Source organism: Streptomyces himastatinicus ATCC 53653 (assembly GCF_000158915.1).
Classification (GTDB): domain Bacteria; phylum Actinomycetota; class Actinomycetes; order Streptomycetales; family Streptomycetaceae; genus Streptomyces; species Streptomyces himastatinicus.
Window position 1 is genome coordinate 8,413,684 of sequence record NZ_GG657754.1, and the last position, 24,355, is coordinate 8,438,038.

23 protein-coding genes and 1 pseudogene are annotated in these 24,355 nt (G+C 70.0%); 18 read left to right on the forward strand and 6 right to left on the reverse strand.

Going from position 1 to position 24,355, the window contains the following annotated elements:
• Window positions 1-538 (forward strand): hypothetical protein (locus SSOG_RS35955; RefSeq protein ID WP_050800060.1); only part of this gene is annotated, 538 nt, incomplete at its 5' end.
• A 49-nt stretch (window positions 539-587) separates the two neighbouring features.
• Here SSOG_RS35955 and SSOG_RS35960 read toward each other — a convergent pair.
• Complete coding sequence (locus SSOG_RS35960; protein ID WP_009719184.1) at window positions 588-878, reverse strand: ferredoxin; 291 nt, start codon at window positions 876-878, stop codon at window positions 588-590.
• Between the two features lie 257 nt (window positions 879-1,135).
• Between SSOG_RS35960 and arc the strand changes: the two genes are divergently transcribed.
• The 6 genes and pseudogenes from arc to prcA all read left to right on the forward strand — a co-directional run bounded on the left by arc (window position 1,136) and on the right by prcA (window position 7,297).
• A complete protein-coding gene (arc, locus tag SSOG_RS35965) occupies window positions 1,136-2,902 on the forward strand; it encodes a proteasome ATPase (RefSeq protein WP_009719185.1) in 1,767 nt (588 codons plus the stop codon).
• A 262-nt stretch (window positions 2,903-3,164) separates the two neighbouring features.
• The gene (gene dop / locus SSOG_RS35970) at window positions 3,165-4,676 is read left to right on the forward strand and encodes a depupylase/deamidase Dop (RefSeq protein ID WP_009719187.1); all 1,512 of its coding nucleotides are present in this window, start codon (window positions 3,165-3,167) and stop codon (window positions 4,674-4,676) included.
• A gap of 135 nt (window positions 4,677-4,811) precedes the next feature.
• Window positions 4,812-5,030 carry a ubiquitin-like protein Pup gene (locus SSOG_RS35975; protein WP_039939482.1) on the forward strand — a complete coding sequence of 73 codons (219 nt, stop codon included), beginning with the start codon at window positions 4,812-4,814 and terminating at the stop codon, window positions 5,028-5,030.
• A 191-nt stretch (window positions 5,031-5,221) separates the two neighbouring features.
• Window positions 5,222-5,665 carry an endonuclease VII domain-containing protein gene (locus SSOG_RS49340; protein WP_342634422.1) on the forward strand — a complete coding sequence of 148 codons (444 nt, stop codon included), beginning with the start codon at window positions 5,222-5,224 and terminating at the stop codon, window positions 5,663-5,665.
• Window positions 5,617-6,463 (forward strand): annotated as a pseudogene (gene prcB / locus SSOG_RS35985) (proteasome subunit beta). The gene SSOG_RS49340 and the pseudogene prcB overlap by 49 nt, the downstream one beginning before the upstream one ends.
• A 54-nt stretch (window positions 6,464-6,517) precedes the next feature.
• Window positions 6,518-7,297, forward strand: coding sequence for a proteasome subunit alpha (prcA, locus tag SSOG_RS35990; RefSeq protein ID WP_009719191.1), 780 nt, complete (start codon window positions 6,518-6,520; stop codon window positions 7,295-7,297).
• A gap of 60 nt (window positions 7,298-7,357) precedes the next feature.
• Here prcA and SSOG_RS35995 read toward each other — a convergent pair whose 3' ends face one another.
• Window positions 7,358-8,398, reverse strand: coding sequence for a LacI family DNA-binding transcriptional regulator (locus SSOG_RS35995; protein WP_009719192.1), 1,041 nt, complete (start codon window positions 8,396-8,398; stop codon window positions 7,358-7,360).
• Between the two features lie 166 nt (window positions 8,399-8,564).
• On the opposite strand from SSOG_RS35995, the gene SSOG_RS36000 reads away from it, so the two are divergent.
• From SSOG_RS36000 to SSOG_RS36050, 11 genes are all read left to right on the forward strand, one after another.
• Entirely contained in the window at window positions 8,565-9,824 is a 1,260-nt protein-coding gene (locus SSOG_RS36000) for an MFS transporter (protein WP_009719193.1), read from the forward strand.
• Window positions 9,825-9,833: 9 nt separating this feature from the next.
• Entirely contained in the window at window positions 9,834-11,198 is a 1,365-nt protein-coding gene (gene pafA, locus SSOG_RS36005) for a Pup--protein ligase (protein WP_009719194.1), read from the forward strand.
• Between the two features lie 127 nt (window positions 11,199-11,325).
• The gene (locus SSOG_RS36010; RefSeq protein WP_009719195.1) at window positions 11,326-12,321 is read left to right on the forward strand and encodes an FKBP-type peptidyl-prolyl cis-trans isomerase; all 996 of its coding nucleotides are present in this window, start codon (window positions 11,326-11,328) and stop codon (window positions 12,319-12,321) included.
• A gap of 55 nt (window positions 12,322-12,376) precedes the next feature.
• On the forward strand, window positions 12,377-12,751 hold the full coding sequence (locus SSOG_RS36015) for an FKBP-type peptidyl-prolyl cis-trans isomerase (protein WP_009719196.1): 375 nt from the start codon (window positions 12,377-12,379) through the stop codon (window positions 12,749-12,751).
• A 116-nt stretch (window positions 12,752-12,867) separates the two neighbouring features.
• Window positions 12,868-13,845 carry a helix-turn-helix transcriptional regulator gene (locus SSOG_RS36020; RefSeq protein ID WP_009719197.1) on the forward strand — a complete coding sequence of 326 codons (978 nt, stop codon included), beginning with the start codon at window positions 12,868-12,870 and terminating at the stop codon, window positions 13,843-13,845.
• 20 nt (window positions 13,846-13,865) lie between these two features.
• The gene (locus SSOG_RS36025; RefSeq protein WP_009719198.1) at window positions 13,866-14,825 is read left to right on the forward strand and encodes a helix-turn-helix transcriptional regulator; all 960 of its coding nucleotides are present in this window, start codon (window positions 13,866-13,868) and stop codon (window positions 14,823-14,825) included.
• 43 nt (window positions 14,826-14,868) lie between these two features.
• On the forward strand, window positions 14,869-15,132 hold the full coding sequence (locus SSOG_RS36030; RefSeq protein ID WP_009719199.1) for a hypothetical protein: 264 nt from the start codon (window positions 14,869-14,871) through the stop codon (window positions 15,130-15,132).
• Window positions 15,133-15,203: 71 nt separating this feature from the next.
• Window positions 15,204-15,428 (forward strand): hypothetical protein, encoded by a 225-nt coding sequence (locus SSOG_RS36035; RefSeq protein WP_009719200.1) that lies wholly within the window; start codon window positions 15,204-15,206, stop codon window positions 15,426-15,428.
• Between the two features lie 211 nt (window positions 15,429-15,639).
• On the forward strand, window positions 15,640-15,930 hold the full coding sequence (gene tatA / locus SSOG_RS36040) for a Sec-independent protein translocase subunit TatA (RefSeq protein WP_009719201.1): 291 nt from the start codon (window positions 15,640-15,642) through the stop codon (window positions 15,928-15,930).
• Between the two features lie 62 nt (window positions 15,931-15,992).
• Entirely contained in the window at window positions 15,993-16,958 is a 966-nt protein-coding gene (gene tatC, locus SSOG_RS36045) for a twin-arginine translocase subunit TatC (protein ID WP_009719202.1), read from the forward strand.
• Between the two features lie 107 nt (window positions 16,959-17,065).
• Entirely contained in the window at window positions 17,066-19,891 is a 2,826-nt protein-coding gene (locus tag SSOG_RS36050; protein ID WP_039939486.1) for a DEAD/DEAH box helicase, read from the forward strand.
• A 45-nt stretch (window positions 19,892-19,936) separates the two neighbouring features.
• Here SSOG_RS36050 and SSOG_RS36055 read toward each other — a convergent pair whose 3' ends face one another.
• The 4 genes from SSOG_RS36055 to SSOG_RS36070 all read right to left on the reverse strand — a co-directional run bounded on the left by SSOG_RS36055 (window position 19,937) and on the right by SSOG_RS36070 (window position 24,332).
• The gene (locus SSOG_RS36055; RefSeq protein ID WP_039939487.1) at window positions 19,937-21,199 is read right to left on the reverse strand and encodes an IPT/TIG domain-containing protein; all 1,263 of its coding nucleotides are present in this window, start codon (window positions 21,197-21,199) and stop codon (window positions 19,937-19,939) included.
• 108 nt (window positions 21,200-21,307) lie between these two features.
• Window positions 21,308-22,099, reverse strand: a complete 792-nt coding sequence (locus SSOG_RS36060; protein ID WP_050800061.1) for an IPT/TIG domain-containing protein — start codon at window positions 22,097-22,099, stop codon at window positions 21,308-21,310.
• Between the two features lie 347 nt (window positions 22,100-22,446).
• Window positions 22,447-23,373 (reverse strand): siderophore-interacting protein, encoded by a 927-nt coding sequence (locus SSOG_RS36065; protein ID WP_009719205.1) that lies wholly within the window; start codon window positions 23,371-23,373, stop codon window positions 22,447-22,449.
• Between the two features lie 47 nt (window positions 23,374-23,420).
• Window positions 23,421-24,332, reverse strand: a complete 912-nt coding sequence (locus SSOG_RS36070; RefSeq protein ID WP_039939489.1) for a 5'-3' exonuclease — start codon at window positions 24,330-24,332, stop codon at window positions 23,421-23,423.
• Window positions 24,333-24,355: the final 23 nt, after the last annotated feature.

Here is a 24,355-nt window from a genome sequence, read left to right on the forward strand (position 1 = left end):
CTGGATCGCGACCGCGGCCGCCCCAGAGGCGGTCGTCGCCGGAGTGTCGGCCTTCCAGCCCTCCGATGCCAAGGCCACCGCGGCCCCCACCACCCTCTCCGCGCCCCACACCGGCGGCCTGCCGACCGCACAGGCCCCCGACCCGCGCGCCGCCCACTACCCGATGGACTGCGGCCGGGCCCGGCCCGGCGTGGTGGACCGCGCCTCGGGAGACCTCGACGGAGACGGGCGGCCGGAAACCGTCGCCGTGGTGCGCTGCGAGACCGCGGCCGGCAACCCGCCCAGCGGCCTGTTCGTGCTCGCGCACCCGGCCCGCCAGGGCGCGGCCCCCCGGATCGTGGCGACCTTCGTCGATCCGAAGGAGGGGATGAGTGTCCAGGATTTCGCGGTGCGCGGAACGAAGGTTTCGGCCACTTTGCTGGGCTACTCGTCCACGAAGGTCCCGCGGTGCTGTCCCGACCTCCAGCGCAAGGTCAACTGGCAGTGGAAGGACGGCGAGTTCGTCCTGAAGGCGCTGCCCGTGCCGGGGAGTGTCTGACCGGTCACGCGGCGTTCCCCGCCGGGCCCGGCCGGGCGGGGCGCGGACGCTACTCGGCGTCCGGGCCGTACACCTCGACCTGGTCCGCGGCACGCCGCACATGGATGCAGTCGCCCGGGCACTCCTTGGCCGAATCCACTACCTCGGTGAGCAGTGGCAGCGGCACCTTGGTGGTCGCGCCCTTGTCCTGGAGAAGCTCGTCGTCGGCGCTCTTGACGTAGGCTAGACCGTCGATGTCGAGTTCGAAGACCTCGGGCGCGTACTGGGCACAGATCCCGTCCCCCGTGCACAGGTCCTGGTCAATCCAGACTTCAAGATCGCCGAGCTCCTCGTTCCGCACGGTGCGTCGCCTGCCGTTCCCTCGATACGCGATTCAACATTGACTAAATATCGCCAGCCCTGGCGGGTGTTGACCGGGTCGACGATACAACCGCTCGCTTTCCGATGTTGTTGGGTGGGTATTCACCTGGCGTGAGGGAGTGCGCAAGGGTGAAGATCGGACACACGCCGACCGGGTTTGTGATCTAGGGGTTTCAACCCGCACCGGCCCAGGTAGGGTCAGGAAGCGTCCAGCTCCCCTTGGAGGAGGTGAGGACCGTGGCAGCCCACGACGACGACATCAACCGCGGCATCCGGCCGGGGCGGGGGTCTGACGACCCCGCCGGCCAGGTTGCCTATCTCGAGCAGGAAATCGCCGTCCTGCGCCGCAAGCTCGCCGACTCTCCGCGTCACACGAGGATTCTCGAAGAGCGGATCGTCGAGCTGCAGACCAATCTGGCGGGAGTGTCCGCCCAGAACGAGCGGCTCGCGAACACCCTCCGTGAGGCCCGCGACCAGATCGTGGCCCTCAAGGAGGAGGTCGACCGGCTCGCCCAGCCGCCGGCCGGTTTCGGTGCCTTTCTGCAGGCGAACGAGGACGGCACAGCCGACATCTTCACCGGAGGCCGTAAACTCCGCGTGAATGTCAGCCCAAGCGTCGAGCTCGATGACCTCCAGAAGGGCCAGGAGGTCATGCTCAACGAGGCGCTCAACGTGGTCGAGGCCATGGAGTTCGAGCGCGCCGGGGACATCGTCACCCTCAAGGAGGTCCTTGAGGACGGCGAGCGGGCCCTGGTCATCGGGCACACCGACGAGGAGCGCGTGGTGCGGCTCGCCGAGCCGCTGCTGGAAACCACCATCCGCCCCGGTGACGCCCTGCTGCTGGAGCCCCGCTCCGGCTATGTCTACGAGGTCGTGCCGAAGAGCGAGGTCGAGGAACTCGTCCTCGAAGAGGTTCCGGACATCGACTACACCAAGATCGGCGGCCTGGGAAACCAGATCGAGCTGATCCGGGACGCGGTCGAGCTCCCCTACCTCTACCCCGACCTGTTCAAGGAGCACGAACTGCGGCCGCCCAAGGGCGTGCTGCTGTACGGCCCGCCCGGCTGCGGCAAGACGCTGATCGCGAAGGCCGTCGCCAACTCCCTTGCCAAGAAGGTCGCCGAAGTCACCGGCAAGCCCGCGGGGAAGAGCTTCTTCCTCAACATCAAGGGCCCCGAGCTGCTGAACAAGTACGTCGGTGAGACGGAGCGGCACATCCGGCTGGTCTTCCAGCGCGCCCGGGAGAAGGCCAGCGAGGGCACGCCGGTCATCGTCTTCTTCGACGAGATGGACTCCCTGTTCCGCACCCGCGGCTCCGGGGTCAGCTCGGACGTGGAGAACACCATCGTCCCGCAGCTGCTCTCCGAGATCGACGGTGTCGAGGGCCTGGAGAACGTCATCGTCATCGGCGCCTCGAACCGCGAGGACATGATCGACCCGGCCATCCTGCGCCCCGGCCGCCTCGACGTGAAGATCAAGATCGAGCGTCCGGACGCGGAGGCCGCCAAGGACATCTTCTCGAAGTACCTGACCGCCTCCCTGCCGGTGCACACGGACGACCTCGCCGAACACGACGGGTCCCCGAAGGCCGCTGTCGCCGGCATGATTCAGTCGGTCGTCGAGCAGATGTACGCGGAATCCGAGGAGAATCGCTTCTTGGAGGTCACCTACGCCAATGGTGACAAGGAAGTCCTCTACTTCAAGGACTTCAACTCCGGCGCCATGATCCAGAACATTGTGGACCGGGCGAAGAAGATGGCCATCAAGGCATTCCTCGACCACAACCAAAAGGGCCTTCGGGTCTCCCATCTGCTCGCCGCCTGCGTGGACGAGTTCAAGGAGAACGAGGACCTGCCCAACACCACGAACCCGGACGACTGGGCCCGCATCTCCGGTAAGAAGGGTGAGCGGATCGTCTTCATCCGCACCCTGGTCACCGGAAAGCAGGGCGCGGACACGGGACGCTCCATCGACACGGTGGCCAACACCGGTCAGTACCTGTAACACCGCTGTCCGGCTGCGGATGTCCTGGACGGGGCATCCGCAGCCGGATGCGCTTTTCGGACGGCATTCATCGTATGAGTCCTACGAGCCCCACCGGAGCAATGACTGTCATGATCTCCGCAGCACCGCACAGCCGTATCCGGCTCATCGGTACCGCCGCGGCCCCGCGGCGCGGCGGCTCGGGTGCCGGTTGCGGACCGGAAGCGCAGCGGTACTTGAGCGCCGGCCCCGGCCTGGGGCCGCGCCGGGCAAGGAGGGCCGCATGACCGTACGGCGCGTAATGGGAATCGAGACGGAGTACGGGATCTCCGTCCCGGGACACCCGAACGCCAATGCCATGCTCACCTCATCCCAGGTCGTCAACGCCTACGCGGCGGCGATGCACCGGGCGCGCCGCGCCCGCTGGGACTTCGAGGAGGAGAACCCGCTGCGGGACGCCCGCGGCTTCGACCTCGCACGTGAGTCCGCGGACGCCAGCCAGCTCACGGACGAGGACATCGGCCTGGCCAATGTCATCCTCACCAACGGTGCGCGGCTCTACGTCGACCACGCGCACCCCGAGTACTCCGCGCCCGAGGTCACCAACCCGCGCGACGCGGTGCTCTGGGACAAGGCGGGCGAGCGCATCATGGCCGAGGCCGCCATGCGCGCCGCCGAGCTGCCCGGCGCCCAGCCGATCCACCTGTACAAGAACAACACCGACAACAAGGGCGCGTCCTACGGCACCCACGAGAACTACCTGATGAAGCGGGAGACCCCCTTCTCGGACATCGTGCGCCACCTGACGCCGTTCTTCGTCTCCCGCCAGGTCGTCACGGGCGCCGGGCGCGTCGGCATCGGCCAGGACGGGCACGAGCACGGCTTCCAGATCAGTCAGCGGGCCGACTACTTCGAGGTCGAGGTGGGTCTGGAGACCACCCTCAAGCGGCCCATCATCAACACCCGCGACGAGCCGCACGCCGACGCCGAGAAGTACCGCCGGCTCCATGTGATCATCGGCGACGCCAACCTCTCCGAGCTGTCGACCTACCTCAAGCTCGGCACCACCGCGCTGGTGCTGTCGATGATCGAGGACGGCTTCATCGCCGTGGACCTGGCCGTGGACCAGCCCGTCCGCACGCTGCACCAGGTCTCGCACGACCCGACGCTTCAGCGTCTGATCACGCTGCGCAGCGGCCGTACGCTGACCGCCGTACAGCTCCAGATGGAGTACTTCGAGCTGGCCCGCAAGTACGTCGAGGACCGCTTCGGCGCGGACGCCGACGACCAGACCCGGGACGTGCTGACCCGCTGGGAGGACGTGCTCAACCGGCTGGAGCGCGATCCGATGTCCCTGTCCGGCGAGCTGGACTGGGTGGCCAAGCGCGAGCTGCTGGAGGGCTACCGCAGGCGCGACAGCCTGGAGTGGGACGCCGCCCGGCTCCATCTCGTGGACCTCCAGTACGCCGACGTACGCCCCGAGAAGGGCCTGTACAACCGGCTGGCGGCGCGCGGCAAGATGAAGCGGCTGCTGGACGACTCCGACGTGGCCAGGGCCCAGAACAAGCCCCCGGAGGACACCCGCGCCTACTTCCGCGGCCGCTGCCTGGAGCAGTACGCGGACGACGTGGCCGCGGCCTCCTGGGACTCGGTGATCTTCGACCTCCCGGGTCGTGACTCTCTGCAACGAGTCCCCACGCTGGAGCCCCTCCGGGGCACCCGCAACCACGTCAAGGAACTACTGGACCGGTGCCGCACGGCCGAGGACCTGGTACGGGTGCTGTCCGGAGGCTGAAATGGCCTCCGACCGGGAATCATCGTGGTGGCCTCCACGCTTTGTACCGAGTAGGAGGCCGATGTCGGACCCTGCTTGTAGGGTCTGATCTTGAGATCGATCGAATCAGCGGGCGAACCGAGCGGGGTGAGGGACATGGCGACCAAGGACACCGGCGGCGGTCAGCAGAAGGCGTCGCGCCAGACCGAGGAGGTCGAGGAGCAGGCGCAAGACGCACAGGCCCAGGAGGACCTCAAGGAGCGGCAGGAAAAGCTCTCCGACGACGTCGATTCCGTGCTGGATGAAATCGATGACGTACTCGAAGAGAACGCCGAGGATTTCGTGCGAAGCTTCGTTCAGAAGGGTGGCCAGTAGGCCGTTTTAGCCTTCGAATCGAAGGTTGGCGGGGTGGGTAAATGCTATCTGGTCAGGACGCGAAACGCTGTGCGCGGTGCGGCGAGGTCAAGCCGCGCGCGGCGTTCGCGCTGAAGCGGAGCAACCTTGATGGCCTGCAGCGCCGCTGCCGTGACTGTGCCGCTGAATCCGATAGGCGTCGTCAGGAGGCCATGGGAAGAAGGTTCCCGGCCCCTGGGACGGTCCCAGAGGATCACAAGTACTGCCATGGGTGCGGACAGGTGAAGTCGCACTCCGAATGGCATCGCCAGGAGTCTTCCCCCGATGGCTTGGCATCGAGGTGCCGGCCCTGTCGTGCGGTTGACAACCGTGTAGGTCACCTGAAGCGGCAGTACGGGCTGACGGAAGCGGATCGCGATGAACTCGTCGCCTCGCAGGCGGGCGTCTGTTGCATATGCCTTGCTGCCCCCGCAGCGCATGTGGATCACGACCACGGGACGGGTAGGGTCCGTGGCGTACTCTGCTTCAGCTGCAATGCGGCATTGGGGCAGTTCAAGGACCGAGCGGATGCCATACGGCGTGGCGCCGCATACCTGGAAGGAAACGTGTGGAAGCCAACACTCGTAGCACCGGGCGTCTACCAGCTGCCTTCCTGACGCCGGGCTCATCCTCCTTCATGGACTTCCTCGGGACGCATCAGCCCGAGCTGCTTCCGGGGAACCGCCCGCTCCCCCCGGTGCAGGGTGCCATCGAGGCGCCGCATGGCACGACGATCGTTGCGGCGACGTTCGCGGGCGGGGTCGCGCTCGCCGGTGACCGCCGCGCGACCATGGGGAACGTCATCGCGCAGCGCGACATCGAGAAGGTCTTCCCCGGCGGACGAGTACTCGGCCGTCGGCATCGCGGGCACGGCCGGTCTCGCCGTGGAGATGGTCAAGCTCTTCCAGCTGGAGCTGGAGCACTTCGAGAAGGTCGAGGGCACCGTCCTCTCGCTGGAGGGCAAGGCCAACCGGCTGTCGACCATGATCCGCGGCAATCTCGGCATGGCGATGCAGGGCCTGGCCGTCGTCCCGCTGTTCGCGGGCTATGACGTGGACCGCGAGAAGGGCCGCATCTTCTCCTACGACGTGACCGGCGGGCGTTCGGAGGAGCGCGGCTTCGCGGCCACCGGCTCCGGCTCGACCTTCGCTCGCGGTGCGCTCAAGAAGCTCTACCGCGAGGACCTGACGGAGGAGCAGGCCGCCACTGCCGTCATCCAGGCGCTGTACGACGCCGCGGACGACGACTCGGCGACCGGCGGTCCCGATCTGGCCCGGCGCATTTATCCCCTCGTCACGGTCATCACCGAGGACGGTTTCAAGAAGTTCACCGAGGATGAGGTGGCGGAGATCGTCCGCGCTATCCACGAGCGGCGGCTCGAGGAGCCGGACGGCCCGCGCGCCGCCCTGCTCTGAGGGGACGGTTGACCCGGAATGCATTCGCCAATGACAGAGAGGGACGGATAGCCGGTGACGACCCCGTTCTATGTATCGCCCCAGCAGGCCATGGCCGACCGCGCGGAATACGCCCGCAAGGGCATCGCGCGCGGCCGAAGCGTGGTAGTGCTCCAGTTTTCCGACGGCATCCTCTTCGTCGCCGAGAACCCGTCCCGTGCCCTGCACAAGGTCAGCGAGATCTATGACCGGATCGCCTTCGCGGCGGTCGGCAAGTACAACGAATTCGAGAATCTGCGCATCGGCGGTGTCCGCTACGCCGATCTGCGTGGCTATACCTATGACCGCGACGATGTCACGGCCCGGGGCCTTGCCAACGTCTACGCCCAGACGCTGGGCACGATCTTCTCCAGCGCCGCCGAGAAGCCGTACGAGGTCGAGCTGATCGTCGCCGAGACCGGGGAAGGCCCGGCCGACGACCAGATCTACCGGCTGCCGCACGACGGCTCCATCGTGGACGAGCACGGCTCGGTCGCCGTCGGTGGCAACGCCGACCAGATCAGCAGCTATCTCGACCAGCGCCACCGGGACGGCATGACGCTGGCCGAGGCCCTCAAGCTGGCCGTCGACTCGCTGGCCCGGGACAACAACGGCGGCGAGCGCAGCCTCACCGCCGAGCAGCTGGAGGTCGCGGTCCTGGACCGCAAGCGGCCTCAGGCACGGAAGTTCAAGCGCATCCTGGGCGGTCAGCTGGCCCGTCTCCTGGAGGGGGCCGGCGCCGTGTCGGAGTCCGGCGAGGACACGGAGTCCGACGATTCCGGGGAGTCCGGCGAGGACTCGGAGAGCACCGAGTAGGCACCGTTGCATCGTGATGAGCCCCGGCCGGTCAGCGGCCGGGGCTCCTCCGTCGGCGCCTCATCCGTCCCCAACCGAGGGAAGGGCGCTGGAGTCCCGTACGACCAGCTCCACGGGCAGCGTCGTGTCTCCGGCCGGTTTCCCGTCCAGGGCCGCCATCAGCGCCCGCATCCCCTCCGCGCCGACCGCCTGCGCGGGCAGCCGTACGGTGGTCAGCTCCGGGTCGACCGCCGTGGCCAGCGCCAGGTCGTCGACGCCGGTGACCGACACGTCCTCCGGCACCCGCAGCCCCAGCCGCCGGGCGGCCTTGCACGCGCCCGCGGCGAGGATGTCGTCGTCGCACATCAGCGCCGTGGGCCGGGGCCCCGGGCCGCCCAGCGCCCGTAGTGCCGCCCGCCGCCCCTCCTCGACGCTCAGCGCCGCGTGTTCGGTGTGCAGCACGGTGCCGGGCACCGCGTGCACCGCCGCGGCCAGGGCCCGGGCGCGCACCCGGAACGTCCAGGAGTCCACCGCCGCCGCCACATGGACGATCCGGCGGTGTCCCAGGCCCAGCAGATGCTCCGCGGCCTGCCGCATGCCGTCGCCGATGTCCAGGTTGACGGTGGAGGCGGCGGCCGGGTCGTCGGGGTCGCTGTCGAGCATCACCAGCGGCAGCCCGCCCCCGCGCACCGCGGCCAGCGCGTCGGCGGCCATCGAGGAGGCGATCACACCGTCCAGTGAGGCGCGGGCCGAGTCGAAGGGGTCCCGGGCCGGGCCGACGCCCTCGGGGGAGGGGTAGAGCACCACGCCGAAGCCGTGGTCGGCGGCGACCCGGGCGGCGCCGGTGTAGACGTGCGCGAAGAACTCGTTGGTGAGGGCCGGGACGACGAGCAGCACGGTCCGGGTGCGGCCCAGCCGCAGGCTGCGCGCCGCCAGGTTCGGCCGGTAGCCCAGTTCGCGCGCCGCGGCCCGTACGGCGTCCGCGGTGCGCTCCGACACCCGTCCGCGCCACTTGTCGCCGAGCACGAGGGAGACGGTCGCCTGGGACACCCCGGCGTGCCGCGCCACGTCCCGGCTGGTGACCCGTGCCGCGGCCGCGGACGGTCCGGTCCCGTGTGCCACTTCGCCTCCGCTGCGTCCGGCCCTTGTACCTGTGTTCGCCCGCCACGGGTGGACCCGGGGCAGGCCGCCATGGTACGTATAACGACGCGTCGTTATACGTAAAACTTGATCCATCGCTCATCAGCACATGACCCACTCAGTACATGACCCACGAGGAGGGCCAGCCATGGCGGCCGGTTACGGGGAACTGCTGCGCACCCGCCATGCGGCACGGCTGCTCACCGGCACGCTGATCGGGCGGCTGCCGAACGCCACCGCTGCGCTCGCCGTGGTGCTCTTCGCCCGCGCCGAGGGCGGGAGCTACGCGCTCGCCGGGGCGCTCTCGGCCGTCTACGGCGTGGCCACCGCCGTCGGACAGCCGCTGCTGGGCCGGGCGGTGGACCTCTGGGGCCAGCCGCGCGTGATGCTCCCGGCCGCCGTGGTGTCCGCGCTCGGGATGGCCCTGTTCGCCGTCGTGGGCCTCGACCCGCTGCCGGTGGCGTACGCCGCGATGCTGGTCGCGGGGCTGTTCACGCCCCCGCTGGAGGGCGGGCTGCGGGCCCTGTGGCCGGACGTGCTGCGCCGCCCGGACCAGGTGCACGCGGCGTACGCGCTGGACGCCGTGGCCCAGGAGGTGATGTTCGCCGTCGGTCCGCTGCTGGTCACCCTGCTGGTCGCCGGATGGTCGACGGCGGCCGCGCTGCTGGTCATCAACGCCGCCGGGGTCCTGGGCGCGCTGTCCGTCGTGGTGTCCCCGCCGTCCCGGCGGTGGCGCTCCGCGCCGCGCGAGGCGCACTGGCTGGGGGCGCTGCGGTCGTCCGGGATGCTGGTGCTGATCGGCTCGTTCTTCTTCGTCGGCACCGCGCTCGGCGCGATCGCCGTGGCCGCCGTCGCGTACGCCGACGAGCACGGCGGCGGCCTGGTCTCCAGCTATCTGCTCTCCGCACTCGGCGCGGGCGCGCTGGTCGGCGGCGTGGTCTACGGGGCCCGCCCGTGGGCCGGTCCGCCCGAGCGGCGGCTGCGGCTGCTGGTGGCAGCCCTCGCGGCCGGCTATCTGCCGCTCGTCCTGGTGCCGGGCGTCCCCGCGATGACGGCCCTCGCGGGCGTGGCGGGGGTGTTCCTGGCCCCGGCGCTCGCGTGCGCCTTCGTGGTCATCGACCGGCACGCCCCGGCCGGTACGGTCACCGAGGCGTTCTCGTGGCTGGTGACCACCTTCGGGGTGGGCAGCTCGGTCGGCGCGGCCGCCGCCGGACCCGCCGTGGAGCTGGGCGGCGTGGCCCTGGGATTCGCCGTCCCGGGGGCCGCCGGAGCGGCCGCGCTGGTGGTCCTGCTGGCCGCCGGGAGGTACCTGGGGGAGGCCCCGCGGCGAACGCCGGATGGAGTCCGTCAGGAAAATGATCGCAGCCATGCCGCCGAACCCGGTTTCAGAGCAGGCCATCAGGCGTAATGTTCAGGCATGGACCGCCGCATTTTCGGGCTGGAGAACGAGTACGGCGTCACGTGCACATTCAGGGGACAGCGCCGGTTGTCTCCTGACGAAGTGGCGCGGTACCTCTTCCGCCGTGTCGTCTCGTGGGGCCGCAGCAGCAATGTCTTCCTGCGCAACGGCGCCCGCCTCTATCTCGACGTGGGATCGCATCCGGAATACGCCACACCCGAGTGCGACAACGTGACCGAGCTGGTCACCCACGACAAGTCCGGCGAGCGCATTCTCGAGGGTCTGCTCGTCGACGCCGAGCGCCGCCTGCACGAGGAGGGAATCGCGGGCGACGTCTATCTCTTCAAGAACAACACCGACTCGGCCGGCAACTCCTACGGCTGCCACGAGAACTATCTGGTGGCCCGGCACGGGGAGTTCTCCCGGCTCGCCGACATTCTCATCCCGTTCCTGGTGACGCGGCAGCTGCTGTGCGGGGCGGGCAAGGTGCTCCAGACCCCGCGTGGCGCGGTCTACTGCGTCAGCCAGCGCGCCGAGCACATCTGGGAGGGCGTCAGCTCGGCGACGACCCGCTCCCGGCCGATCATCAACACCCGCGACGAGCCGCACGCCGATGCCGAGCGCTACCGGCGGCTGCACGTCATCGTGGGCGACTCCAACATGTCCGAGACCACGATGCTGCTCAAGGTCGGCGCCACCGACCTGGTGCTCCGCATGATCGAGGCGGGCACGGTGATGCGCGACCTGACCCTGGAGAACCCGATCCGGGCGATCCGCGAGGTCAGCCACGACATCACCGGGCAGCGCAAGGTGCGGCTGGCCAGCGGGCGCGAGGCGTCCGCCCTGGAGGTGCAGCAGGAGTACTACGAGAAGGCCGTCGACTTCTGTGAGCGCCGGGGCATCCGCACCGGCACCGTCGAGCGGGTGCTGGAGCTGTGGGGCCGCACCCTGGAGGCGATCCGTACCGAGGAGCTGGACCGGATCTCCACCGAGATCGACTGGGTGATGAAGTACCAGCTCATCGAGCGGTACCGCGCGAAGAACAACATCACGATGTCCCATCCGCGGATCGCCCAGATGGACCTCGCCTACCACGACATCCACCGCCGCCGGGGCCTGTACTACCTGCTGGAGAAGCGCGGTCAGGCGGCCCGGGTGTGCAACGACCTGAAAATTTTCGAAGAGGGCAAGTCGGTGCCCCCGCAAACCACCCGCGCCCGGTTGCGCGGGGACTTCATCCGCCGTGCCCAGGAGCAGCGCCGCGACTTCACCGTGGACTGGGTGCACCTCAAGCTCAATGACCAGGCGCAGCGCACCGTGCTGTGCAAGGACCCGTTCCGTTCGGTCGATGACCGGGTGGAGAAACTCATCGCCGGTATGTAGGCCGCCGCCTGAGTCGGCGTACGGCTTATGTATGACGCGGGCCCCGTGCGTTTCTCGGACGGGGCCCGCGTCACGCCGTAAAGTGGCGCGCATTGGCCATCGCAAGATCTACCTAAACGAGGACTCCGTGCGCCGACGCTCCGTACTCCTTGCCGTGCCCGCGGGCCTGCTCACACTCGCGGGCTGCGGTGACGACCAGTCAGGATCCGACAAGGCCAAGCCCTCCCAGGAGCCGACCGGGCAGTCACCCTCACCGGCTCCTACGGGGAAGATCGTGAGCGGGCCGGTGCCGGAGATCACCGCTGGCAAGAAGTTCGGTGAGAAGCCGAAGGTCGCCAAGGGCAGCGGGAAGCCGTCTTCCGACCTCGCGGTCAAGACGGTGATCAAGGGCGACGGTGAGAAGACGGCCAAGGGCGACTACGTCCAGGTGAACTACCTCGCCCAGATCTGGAACACCGGCAAGGTCGTGGACAACACCTACGACAAGAAGCAGACGGCTGCCTTCCCCGTGGGCAAGGGCCAGGTGCTGCCGGGCTGGGACCAGGGGCTGGTGGGCCGCTCCGTCGGGAGCCGGCTGGAGCTGGCCGTTCCGCCGGCGTACGCGTACGGCAAGCAGGGCCAGCCGCAGGCGGGCATCAAGGGCACGGACACCCTGGTGTTCGTCATCGACATCGAGGGCGCCTTCAACGCCAAGAGCTCCGCCAAGGGCAAGAAGGTGGCGCAGAGCAATTTCGATCTGCCCAAGGTGTCCGACAACACCGACGGCAAGGCCCCCAGCATCACCGTCCCCAAGAAGGACGCGCCGAAGAAGCTCGTCTCCGAGTACGTCATCGAGGGCGACGGCCCCGAGGTCACGGCGAAGGACGCGCTGCTGGTGCAGTACAAGGGCGTGCTGTGGGACGGCGGCAAGGAGTTCGACTCCACTTACAAGCGCGGCGAGCTGGCCCAGTTCTCCCTCCAGCAGGTCGTCAAGGGCTGGTCGCAGGGGCTGACGGGCAAGAAGGCCGGGAGCCGGGTGCTGGTCGTCGTACCGCCGGACCTGGGCTACGGGAAGAAGGCCCAGAAGGGCATCCCCGCCAACTCCACCCTGGTCTTCACCGTGGACATCCTGGCCGTTCTCTAGTTCGGCGGTTCTGTAGGGTGTGCGGGTTGCCCACAACGTAACGAGGAGCAATTTCGTGAGCATCGACAAGCCCGAGGTCGACTTCCCGGGCGGCGAGCCGCCGGCGGATCTGGAGATCAAGGACATCTGGGAGGGCGACGGGCCCGCCGCCAAGGCCGGCGACAACATCGCCGTCCACTACGTCGGCGTGGCCTTCTCCACCGGTGAGGAGTTCGACGCGAGCTACAACCGCGGCACCCCGCTGCGCATCCAGCTCGGTGTCGGCCAGGTCATCTCCGGCTGGGACACGGGCCTCCAGGGCATGAAGGTCGGCGGACGCCGCCAGCTGATCATCCCGCCGCACCTGGCCTACGGCGACCGTGGCGCCGGTGGCGGCCGCATCAAGCCGGGCGAGTCGCTGATCTTCGTGTGCGATCTGGTCTCCGTCTGAGACCTTCCGCACGGCTGAGCCGAGGTCTTCTCGCCGGTGGGCGGGGGCCTCGGCTTTTGCGGTGCGTGCCCGGAGCGGTACGGTCACGGTCGTAAGGTCAAGAAGAAAGGGCGTCGATGGCGATTGCCAAGGCCGAGCGGCTGATGAATCTGGCGCTGTGCCTGCTGGGAACCCGGCGTCCGCTGACCAAACGGGAGTTGCGGGGCTCCATAGAGGCGTACCTCGAGGGGGCGAGCGGGTCCACCGCCGCGGGTGACGAGGCGTTCAACCGCATGTTCGAGCGCGACAAGGACGATCTGCGCGAACTCGGCCTGGTCATCGAGACGGTGGAGGGCCTCGACGGCGAAGTCGGCTACCTCGCCCGCCGGGACAGCAACCGCCTCCCCCCGATCACGCTGGATGCCGAGGAGGCCGCCGCCCTCGGCCTCGCCGCCAAGGTCTGGCAGCAGGCCAGGCTCGCGGGCGCGGCGAGCGGCGCGCTCCAGAAGCTGCGCGCCGCCGGGATGCCGCTCGCCGAGGACCCGTACGACACCCAGCCGCAGAGCGCGCTCCAGCCGCACATCCCGGTCCACGAGGCCGCGTTCGAGCCGCTGATGCTGGCCTGCCGCGACCGCCGCCCCGTCGTCTTCGACTACCGCAAGTCCAACGCGGCCCGCCCCGAGCAGCGCCAGGTCGAGCCGTGGACGCTGGAGTGCTGGCGCGGCCACTGGTACCTCGCCGGATGGGACCGCGGGCGGTCCGCCGAGCGCGTCTTCCGGCTCTCGCGGATCACCGGCCGGGTGCGGCTGCGCTCCGGCGCGTACACCGCCGAGGTGCCCGACCACTCCACCGTGCGGGAGACCGTGGAGTCCTGGGCGGGGGAGACCGCGACCGGCACCGCCCGGATCAGGGTGCGGACCGGGCACGGCTATCCGCTGCGGGCGAGGGCGCTCACCACCAGCGCCGGGGACGACGGCTGGGACGAGCTGGAGATCCCGTACGGGCACGGGCTGGACGCCTGGCTGGTGGAATTCGGCCCGGAGGTGGTCGTGCTGGCGCCCGACGAGCTGCGGGCCGATGTCGTCGAGCGGCTGCGCGCCGTGGCCAAGGGCTGAGGGGACGGAACGACTTCATCATGGCCGGAAACGCCATTGACCAGACCCGCCGGATGCTGTCCCTCGTGACGTATCTGCGGGAGCGCCCCGGGGCCCGTGTCGCCGAGGTCGCCCGCGCCTTCGGCATCAGCGAGGACGAGCTGATCGCCGACCTGGACGTGCTGCCGCTGTGCGGCACCAGCTTCCGCGGCGGCGACCTGCTGGACATCGACACCGACGGCGAACGCATCTGGTGGCACAACCCCGACGATGTCGCCGAGCCGCTGCGGCTGGCCGCCGACGAGGCCACCGCGCTGCTGGTCGCCGCCCGTGCCGTCGCCACCCTGCCCGGGCTGCGCGAGAGCGACCGGGAGGCGCTGCTGCGGGCCACCGCCAAGCTGGAGGCCGCGGCGGGCGAGGTGGCGGGCGCCAGCTCCCGGCTCTCGGTCACCTTCGAGTCCGAGGGCGGCGTCTTCGCCGACGTCGACCGGGCCATCTCCGAGCGCCGCAGGCTGTGGCTGCGCTACTACTCGCCCGCCCGCGACGAGGTCACCGAGCGCGAGGTCGACCCGATCCGGCTGTTCGCCGTCGGCCACACCTATGTGGAGGCCTGGTGCCGGCTGTCGGAGGCGCGCCGCACCTTCCGGCTCGACCGGGTCGTGGAGATCAAGCTGCTGGACGAGGCGTCCGACCCGCCGCCCATCGAGCTGCGCGACCTCTCCGATCCGTCGACCGGACTGGTGCAGACCGGCGCCGAGGACCCCGAGGTGGTCGTCGAGACCGGCCCGGGCGGGCGCTGGGTCGCCGAGTACTACCCGCACGACAGCGCGGAGGAGCTGCCCGACGGGGGCTTGCGGATCACGCTGCGCGCCCCCGACCCCGGATCGCTGCGGCGGCTGGCGCTGCGGCTCGGCAGGGACGGCCGGATCGTCGCGCCGCAGGGGCTCGCGGACAGCGCTCGGGACGCGGCGCGGCACGCGCTTGCGGCCTATGGCGAGTGATGGCTTCCAGCGAGTGATGGCGTGCAGTGGGTGACGGTCTGCGGTGAATGAAGGGACGCACACAGTGACCGCTGGGGGGAATCCCACCTCGGTGATCTTCAAGGCAGCCTGCCCGGAGTGCCGGGGCCGGTTCGAGCTGGCCGCCGGTGCGCTGCGGCTGGCGATCGGGGCCAGTGACCGCACCACCTTCTACTCCTTCACCTGCCCCGACTGCGGCAGCGCGGTGCGCAAGCCCGCGGGGGAGCGGATCGTGGAGCTGCTGACCGGCGGCGGGGTGCGCACCCTGCGGCTGCACTCGACGGTCTGACGGCCACTTCACGGTCCGACAGCGGGCCGACCGCCGCGGGGGCGCCGCGGCGGCCCCGATAGGCTCGCCCCATGCTCTGGCCGATGCTCGCTCTCACCCTCGCCTTCTGCGGAATCGCCGTCCTCGCCGTGCTCTCCGTACGGGTCTATACCGAGGTGCGCAGACTGGCCCGTCAGGTGTCGGACAGTTCCGCGCGGATCAACCGCGCCGCCGAGGATCTGGAGCGGGCCACCGGACCGCTGAGTGCGCAGGTGGGGGCGGTGCACCGGGACGAGGGTGCCGCCGGGGGCCACTGATCGGCGGCGCTCTGCTGCATCACAGGGAAGCGGGGTACGCTGGCTGGTCGTGGCCCTGGAATCGAGGCGGAGGGCCGCAACCAGGCGTCTGCATGGGGATTGCCCTGCATTTACCCCTGCGCGCTACGATCGCTGACAGCACGGCTGCCGGACGCCTGTCCGAACGGTCGGCAGCCCCACCCCAGCCGCCTCGGTGAGAAGGTAGACGAATATGTTCGGAAGGCTCGGCGCTACCGAGATCATCCTCATCCTGATCGTCGTTCTGCTGCTGTTCGGTGCGAAGAAGCTCCCCGACATGGCGCGCTCGCTGGGTAAGTCGGCTCGCATCCTCAAGAGCGAGGCCAAGGCGATGAAGTCGGAGGGCAAGCAGGACGAGAACGCCCCGGCCGACCCGCCGAACCCCGGCCAGGACCAGGGCGCGCACCGCACCATCCAGGCCGCCCCGGGCGATGTTTCCAGCTCCCGTCCGGTGGCCGAACCGAGCGACACCACCAAGCGCTGACCCGGGGCCACTTGAAGGCGGCGCCGATGGCCGCCGTCTGACGCACGAGATGAGGACGTGGGTTGCTCAAGTCTGCCCGCAATAAGAAGGAGAAGGACCCTGAGGGGCGGATGCCCCTCTCGGACCATCTGCGCGAGTTGCGCAACCGGCTGGTGAAGTCGGTCCTGGCGATCTGCGTGATCACGATCGTCGCGATGTTCTTCTACAAGAACATCGTCGATTTCCTGATGAAACCGGTCCTGGATTCGGTCGGCTGCCCCGGGGTCCGGCTGTCCCAGCTCAACACCGACCACGCCGACAAGAACAACTGCGCGTACTTCACCGTGAACGGTCTGCTGTCGCCGTTCACGATCATGCTGAAGGTCTCCTTCACCACCGGCGTGGTCCTCGCCACCCCGGTGTGGCTGTACCAGCTGTGGGCGTTCCTCGCGCCCGGTCTGCACCGCAACGAGAAGAAGTACTCGCTCTTCTTCGTCGGCCTCGGCGTGCCGCTGTTCGTCGGCGGCGCCTTCTTCGCGTACAAGATCCTGCCGACCAGCGCCAAGGTCCTCCTCGACTTCACGCCCGGCGGAGCCAGCAACCTCCTCCCGCTGGACGACTTCCTCGATCTGCTCACCCGCATGATCGTCGTCTTCGGACTGGCGTTCGAGCTGCCGCTGCTGCTGATCCTGCTGAACTTCACCGGCATCCTCAGCGGGCGCCGGATGTTCGGCTGGTGGCGGGCCATGGTCATGGGCATCACGGTCTTCGGCGCGGTGGCCACCCCCAGCACCGACCCGATCGGTATGTTCGCCCTGGCCGGTCCGGTCACCGTGCTCTACTTCGGCGCGACCGCCGTCGCCCTCCTCAACGACCGGCGCAGGGCAAGGCGACGGGCCGCCGACCCCGACTTCGGGCTGAGCGACGACGAGGCGTCGAGCCTGGATCTGACGCCGGAGGCCATCGAGGAGACCGAGCGGGTCGGCGCGGGCGAGCTGCCCGCCGGTGACGACCCCGCGCGGCGCAACGGCTACGACGACGTCACGTAGGCGGCCCGCCGACGGATGACCGGGGCCCGTTGATGCGGGCCCCGATCCCCATCCCGCCGTAAAGATCGCGTGCGTTGTCGGAGGTGGCCGGTAGTCTCGTACATACGATGACCGACGAGCTATCTCCCGCCGAGCGCTATGCGGCGTCCCGCATCCGGGCCGCCGAGCAGGCCACCGCGCTGGCCCCCTTCCGCGAGATGTACGCCTTCGCGCTGGACCCGTTCCAGATCGAGGCGTGTCAGGCCCTCGAGGCCGGGAAGGGCGTGCTGGTCGCCGCCCCCACCGGCTCGGGCAAGACCATCGTGGGCGAGTTCGCCGTCCACCTGGCGCTCACCCAGGGCCGCAAGTGCTTCTACACCACGCCCATCAAGGCGCTGTCGAACCAGAAGTACGCCGACCTCGTCAAGCGCTACGGCGCCGACAAGGTCGGCCTGCTCACCGGCGACAACAGCGTCAATTCCGAGGCCCCGGTGGTCGTCATGACCACCGAGGTGCTGCGCAACATGCTGTACGCGGGCTCGCAGTCGCTGCTCGGCCTCGGCTATGTGGTGATGGACGAGGTGCACTACCTCTCCGACCGCTTCCGCGGCGCCGTCTGGGAAGAGGTCATCATCCACCTCCCCGAGTCGGTGACCCTCGTATCACTGTCCGCGACGGTCTCCAACGCCGAGGAGTTCGGCGACTGGCTGGACACCGTCCGCGGTGACACCGAGGTGATCGTCTCCGAGCACCGCCCGGTGCCGCTGTGGCAGCACGTGCTGGCGGGGCGCCGGATGTACGACCTCTTCGAGGAGAAGAGCGGCCGGGACGGCGACCAGTCCGGCCGCCGCGAGGTCAATCCCGACCTCGTCCGGCTGGCCCGGATGGAGAACAGCCGCCCCGCCTTCGGCCGCGACAAGCGCCGGGGGCGGAACAACATGCGGGAGGCCGACCGCGAGCGCGAGCGCCGCCAGCGCAGCCGGATCTGGACCCCGGGCAGAGCGGAGGTCATCGACCGGCTCGACGCCGAGGGGCTGTTGCCCGCCATCACGTTCATCTTCAGCCGGGCGGGCTGCGAATCGGCCGTCCAGCAGTGCCTGTACGCGGGGCTGCGGCTCAACGACGACGCGGCGCGCGCCCAGGTGCGGGCGATAGTCGAGGAGCGCACCGCGGGCATCCCCGACGAAGACCTCCATGTGCTGGGGTATTTCGAGTGGCTGGAGGGCCTGGAGCGGGGTATCGCGGCCCACCACGCCGGGATGCTGCCCACCTTCAAGGAGGTCGTGGAGGAGCTGTTCGTCCGCGGCCTGGTCAAGGCGGTGTTCGCGACCGAGACCCTGGCGCTGGGCATCAACATGCCCGCCCGCTCGGTGGTGTTGGAGAAGCTCGTCAAGTGGAACGGGGAGCAGCACGCCGACATCACCCCCGGTGAGTACACCCAGTTGACCGGGCGCGCCGGGCGGCGCGGCATCGACGTCGAGGGCCATGCGGTGGTGCTGTGGCAGCGCGCCATGGACCCGGCCGCCCTCGCGGGCCTGGCCGGCACGCGCACGTATCCGCTGCGCTCGTCCTTCAAGCCCTCGTACAACATGGCGGTCAACCTGGTCTCCCAGTTCGGCCGGCACCGTTCGCGGGAGCTGCTGGAGACCTCGTTCGCCCAGTTCCAGGCGGACAAGGCGGTCGTCGGGATCTCCCGTCAGGTGCAGCGCAACCAGGAGGGGTTGGAGGGCTACCGCGCCTCCATGACCTGCCACCTCGGCGACTTCGACGAGTACGCGCGGCTGCGGCGCGAGCTGAAGGACCGCGAGACCGAGATCGCCCGGCAGGGCGCCGCGCAGCGCCGGGCGGCCGCCGCGGTGGCGCTGGAGAAGCTCCGCCCGGGCGATGTCATCCATGTGCCCACCGGCAAGTTCGCCGGGCTCGCCCTGGTGCTGGACCCGGGGCTGGCCGCCGGGCGGTCCAACGGCCACCGCGGCTTCGAGCACCACGACGGGCCGCGCCCGCTGGTGCTCACCGCCGAGCGCCAGGTCAAGCGGCTGGCGTCGATCGACTTCCCGGTGCCGGTCGAGCCGCTGGACCGGATGCGGATCCCGAAGTCGTTCAACCCGCGCAGTCCGCAGTCCCGCCGGGACCTGGCGTCCGCGCTGCGCACCAAGGCCGGTCACCACGATGTGCGGCGGCACCGCAAGGAGCGCTCGCGCGCGGCCGACGACACCGAGATCGCCCGGCTGCGCGCCGCCATCCGCGCCCACCCCTGTCACGGCTGCTCCGACCGCGAGGACCACGCCCGCTGGGGCGAGCGCTACCACCGCCTGCTGCGCGACACCCGCCAGCTGGAGCGGCGCATCGAGGGGCGGACGAACACCATCGCCCGCACCTTCGACCGGATCTGCGCGCTGCTGTCCGAGCTGGAGTATCTGCGCGGTGACGAGGTCACGGACGTCGGCAAGCGGCTGGCCCGGCTCTACGGCGAGCTGGACCTGCTGGCCAGCGAATGCCTGCGGGACGGCGTGTGGGAGGGGCTGAAGCCCGCCGAGCTGGCGGCGTGCGCCTCGGCGCTGGTGTACGAGTCCCGGTCGGCGGACGACGCGCTGCCGCCCAAGCTCCCCACCGGCGCGGCCAAGGCGGCGCTGGGGGAGATGGTCCGTATCTGGGGCAGGCTGGACGCCCTGGAGGAGGAGCACAAGATCAATCAGGCCGAGGGGGTCGGCCAGCGCGAGCCGGATCTGGGCTTCGCCTGGGCCGCGTACCGCTGGGCGTCCGGCCATGGGCTGGACGAGGTGCTGCGGGAAGTGGACATGCCCGCCGGTGACTTCGTGCGCTGGTGCAAGCAACTGATCGACGTGCTGGGCCAGATCGCGGCTGCCGCCCCGGACGGCAGCGTGGCGCGCAACGCCCGCAAGGCGGTCGACGGGCTGCTGCGCGGGGTCGTGGCGTACTCCTCCGTCGGCTGAGGTCCTGAGGCCCCTTGAGGCCCTGGTAGCGGCCCTGCCGTTCACCTACGACGGGTCGTAGGTGAACGGCAGGGCGTTGCTGTTCCCGGCCGGAGTGTGGGCCACGACGCTCACCACCCCGGGCGGCCCGCCCGGCGTGGTGGCGACGACCTGGGTGTCCGAGATCGCGAAGAACGAGGCGGGGATGCCGCCGAAGGTCACCGAGTCGGTGTAGGTGAGGTTGCTGCCGACGAGCACGACCGACTCGCCCCCGGTGTCCAGGCCGTTCGGCGGGTTGAGGCTGGTGAGGACCGGGGCGCCGAGATACGTGTAGTGCGGGTTCCCGTTCCCCGTCGAGCTGGTGCCGCCGGGGGTGGTGACGGTGACCTGGACCGTGCCGGACCCGGCCGGGGCGGTGACGGTCAGCTGGCTGTCGGAGATCACATTGATGGCGGTGGCCGGGTTTCCGCCGAAGGCGACGGCGGTGGTGAGGGTCAGATTGCTGCCGAAGACGGTGACGGTGTTGCCTCCGGTGGCCGGGCCGAGGTGGGTGGAGAGATCGTTGACGATCGGCACGGTGATGTAGAAGTACGGCAGCGCATTGCTGGTGCCGCCCGGCGTGGTGACGGTGACGCTGACCGCGGACGGCGGCCCTGCGGGCGCGGTGACGGTGATCTGGGTGGCGGTGTTGGTGAGGATGGCCGCCGCGTTGATCCCGAACATGACCGAGGTCGCCCCGGAGAGATTGGTGCCGTTGAGGGTGACCGTGTTGCCGCCCGAGGTCGGCCCCGACGCCGGGCTGAGGCTGGTCAGGGACGGCGCGGGGGCGGCGGCGTAGGTGTAGCCGAGCGCGTTGCTGGTGCCGCCGGGGGTGGTGACGACGACGGCCACGCTGCCGGTGCCCGCCGGGGCGGTGACGGTGATCTGGGTGGGGGTGTTGGTGAGGATGGTGGCGGGGTTGGGGCCGAAGAGCACCTGGGTGGCCCCGCCGAGGTTGGTGCCGTTGATCGTGACGGTGTTGCCGCCGGAGGGGGGACCGGAGGCCGGGCTGAGCGAGGTGAGAACGGGGGCCGCGACGGTGGTGTAGGTGAAGAACACGTTCTGGGTGCTGGTCCCCGACGGCCCGGTGACCGTGACCTTGACCGTGCCGGTCCCCGCGGGCGTCCTGGCCGTGATCTGCGTGCTGCTCACGACGGCCACGTTCGTGGCCAGGCTCGAACCGAACCTGACCGCGGTGGCGCCGGTGAAGCCGGAGCCGGTGATGGTGACGGGGGTGCCGCCCGCCGGGGTGCCCTGGGCGGGACTGACGCTGGTCACGATGGGGGCCATGACGCGGTTCTCCTTCTCGTACCTCGAACGGCAGCGCCCTGGCCGGCGACTGTCGGCCAGGGCGCGGGGCGACGGTGCGGTGACGCTGTCGGCGCTCGTCCCCGGCCGTCAGGTGATGGTGAAGGCCACGGCGTTGGAGGTCCCGCCGCAGGTGTGGACCGTGATGGTCCCGGCGCCGGTGGCGAGCCCGCCGGGCACGGTGGCGACGAGCTGGGTGCCGCTGATGGGCGTGAAGACCGCGGTGGCGGTGGCGGCGGCGCTGTCGGTGAAGGTGACGGTGTCGACGCCGACGAAGGAGGTCCCGGTGATGGTGACGTTGTCTCCGGCCGTGCCCGTCGCGGGAGCCACCGTGGTGATGGCGGGCGTGAGGTAGTAGTCGACCAGGGTGGTGCCCGACGCGCTGGTGCCGCCCGCCGTGGTGATGGTCACCGCCTGGGTGGACACGTCGGCGACCTGACCCGGGTTGGCCGGGGCGGTGAAGGTGACCTGGTTGGTCTGCGTCGGGGTGACCGCGACGTTGCCCACGCTGCCCACCCCGACCTGTGTGCCGGTCAGGAAGTTGGTGCCGAACAGGGTCGCCGCGCCACCGGTGGCGGCTGGCAGGCAGCTGACGTTCAGGGCCGTGGTCGTCGGCGCGGCGATGACGAAGAACGGCAGCGCGTTGCTGGTGGCGCCGGTGTTGCTGGACACGCTGACGGCGACCTGGCCGGAGCACGGCGCCGTGCTGGGCACGACGAAGGTGACCTGGGTGGCGGTGACGCCGGTCGGGGTGACCGTTGCCGCACCGAAGTTCACCCTGGTGGTGGTGGACATCGCGGTGCCGTTGATCTGGACGGTGTCCCCGGGTTTGCCTTGGTTGGTGGTGGTGGTCGTGTCCACCACGGAGGTGATGGTTGCCATGATCCTTCTCCTTCGATGGAGCCGCTGCGCCGGGGGCGCGGAGAGCAGGCCGACGGCTGACGCGCTCCGCGACCGCGGAGGACGTTCCGGTGCGCGGGAAGGGCGGGTGAAAGACCCGTGGCCTCGGGGCCGGCGCCTGGGGGCGGGTCTTCGGGATGAAGCGACTTGGCGCCGAGTTCGAGGGGCGCCGTCCATCTCGCTGCTTCCGATTTAAGCCATCGGGTGAAGGGGCCGGAAGGTGGAACTGGAGCAACCGGGAATTCATGTGTAAGTAGGGTTAAAGCCTGTTAATGGATTTTCCCCGCCGTCGTACGCCCCCACCGAAGAGAAGGCGGGCGGGCGGACGGTCAATTGCCGTCCACCCGCCCACCGTACGCGCGTGTGTCCTGTCTGTGCAGTGCCCTACGCGGCCGCCTCCTTGGGCGCCTCTGCTCGGCCTCCACCTGCTGGTTCCACTCCCGCTTCGACGCCTGCCAGCCGTCCTCGTTGTGGCCGCGCCGCCAGTAGCCGGAGATGGACAGCCACTCGCGCGGCACCTCGCGCTCCAGCCGCAGATAACGGCGGATCTCCTTCACGAAGCCCGCCTCGCCGTGCACGAAGGCATGCACCTGCCCGGCCGGGAAGTCCAGCCCGCGGACGGCCGCCACCAGCGCGTCGCCGACCGGTGCGGCGCCCCGGTGCAGCCACACCACCTCCACCCCGTCCGGAACGGCCAGTTTGTGCTCCTCTGCGGGGCCCTCGACCTCGATGAAGGCACGCACGACGGGCCTGTCCGCGCCCTGGGGCCGGTGGGCCAGCCGCTCCAGCGCGGCGGCGATCGCGGGCAGTGCGCTCTCGTCCCCGGCGAGCAGATGCCAGTCGGCGTCCTCGTGCGGGGCGTAGGCGCCGCCCGGGCCCTGGAAGTAGATCTCCTGGCCGGGCCGGGCGTGTGCCGCCCACGGTCCGGCCAGGCCCTCGTCGCCGTGGACCACGAAGTCGATCGTCAGCTCGCGGGCCGCCGGGTCCCACGCCCGCACCGTGTACGTACGGGTGACCGGCCACTGCTCGCGCGGGAGTTCCTCGCGGATCCGCTCCAGATCGAACGGCTCGGGATAGGCCACGCCCTCGGCGGGGAACAGCAGCTTGACGTAGTGGTCGGTCCATTCACCGGCGCTGAATTCGGCAAGACCGTCGCCACCGAGCACGACCCGCACCATATGGGGGGTCAGCCGGTCGGTGCGTACCACCTGCGCCCGGTGGGGCCGCGGACGTTTACGGGCAGGACGGTCTGCCATGGCGGGCTCCTTGATCGGCGATGGTTAGGTTAAGCTAACCTAACACTTTATCCCTCAAGGGTGGAGAGCACCCGACGCAAGGATCCACCCAGTCCCCAGCGCTCCGCGAGCGCGTCCACCGCGCGCGGGTCGCGCGGTGTCCGCGGCACGGCGGCGTCGAACGGCGGAAGCGGGACGTCCGAGGCGACCCGGACGACCTTCGGGGCGACCGCAAGATACGGCCGCGCCTCGTCCAGCCGCTTGCGCTGCGTGGGGGTCAGCTTGGAACCGGGGTCGTCGACCGCGGCCATGATCCCGGCCAGATCGCCATGGGCGGCCAGCAGCTTGGCGGCGGTCTTCTCGCCGACCCCGGGAACGCCCGGCAGGCCGTCGCTCGGGTCGCCCCGCAGCAGCGCCAGATCCGCGTATCCGCCGCCGTCCACTCCGTACTTCTCGCGCAGCAGCGCCTCGTCCACCAGCTGGAGCGTGCCGACGCCCTTGACCGGGTAGAGCACCCGCGCCCGGCGCTCGTCGCTGACCAGCTGGAAGAGGTCGCGGTCGCCGGTGACGATGTCGACCGGGCCGGTCGCGCGCCCGGCCAGCGTGCCGATCACGTCGTCCGCCTCGTAGCCCGCCGAGCCCACCCGGGCGATGCCGATCGCGTCCAGCACCGCGTCGATCACCGGGACCTGCGGGGAGAGGGTGTCCGGCACCTCCTCCTGGTCCACCGCGGCCGCCTCCGGGGCCTCCTCGGCGACCCGGTGCGCCTTGTACGTGGGGATCAGCTCGACCCGCCAGGCGGGCCGCCAGTCGAAGTCCATACAGGCCACCAGATCGTCCGGCCGGTGGTCCTGGACCAGCCGGGCGATGAAATCCAGCAGTCCGCGAACGGCGTTCACCGGAGTGCCGTCGGGGGCCTTGACCGAATCGGGCACCCCGAAATAGGCACGGAAGTACAGAGAAGCGGTGTCGAGAAGCATCAGGCGTCGGGTCACATCTCGAT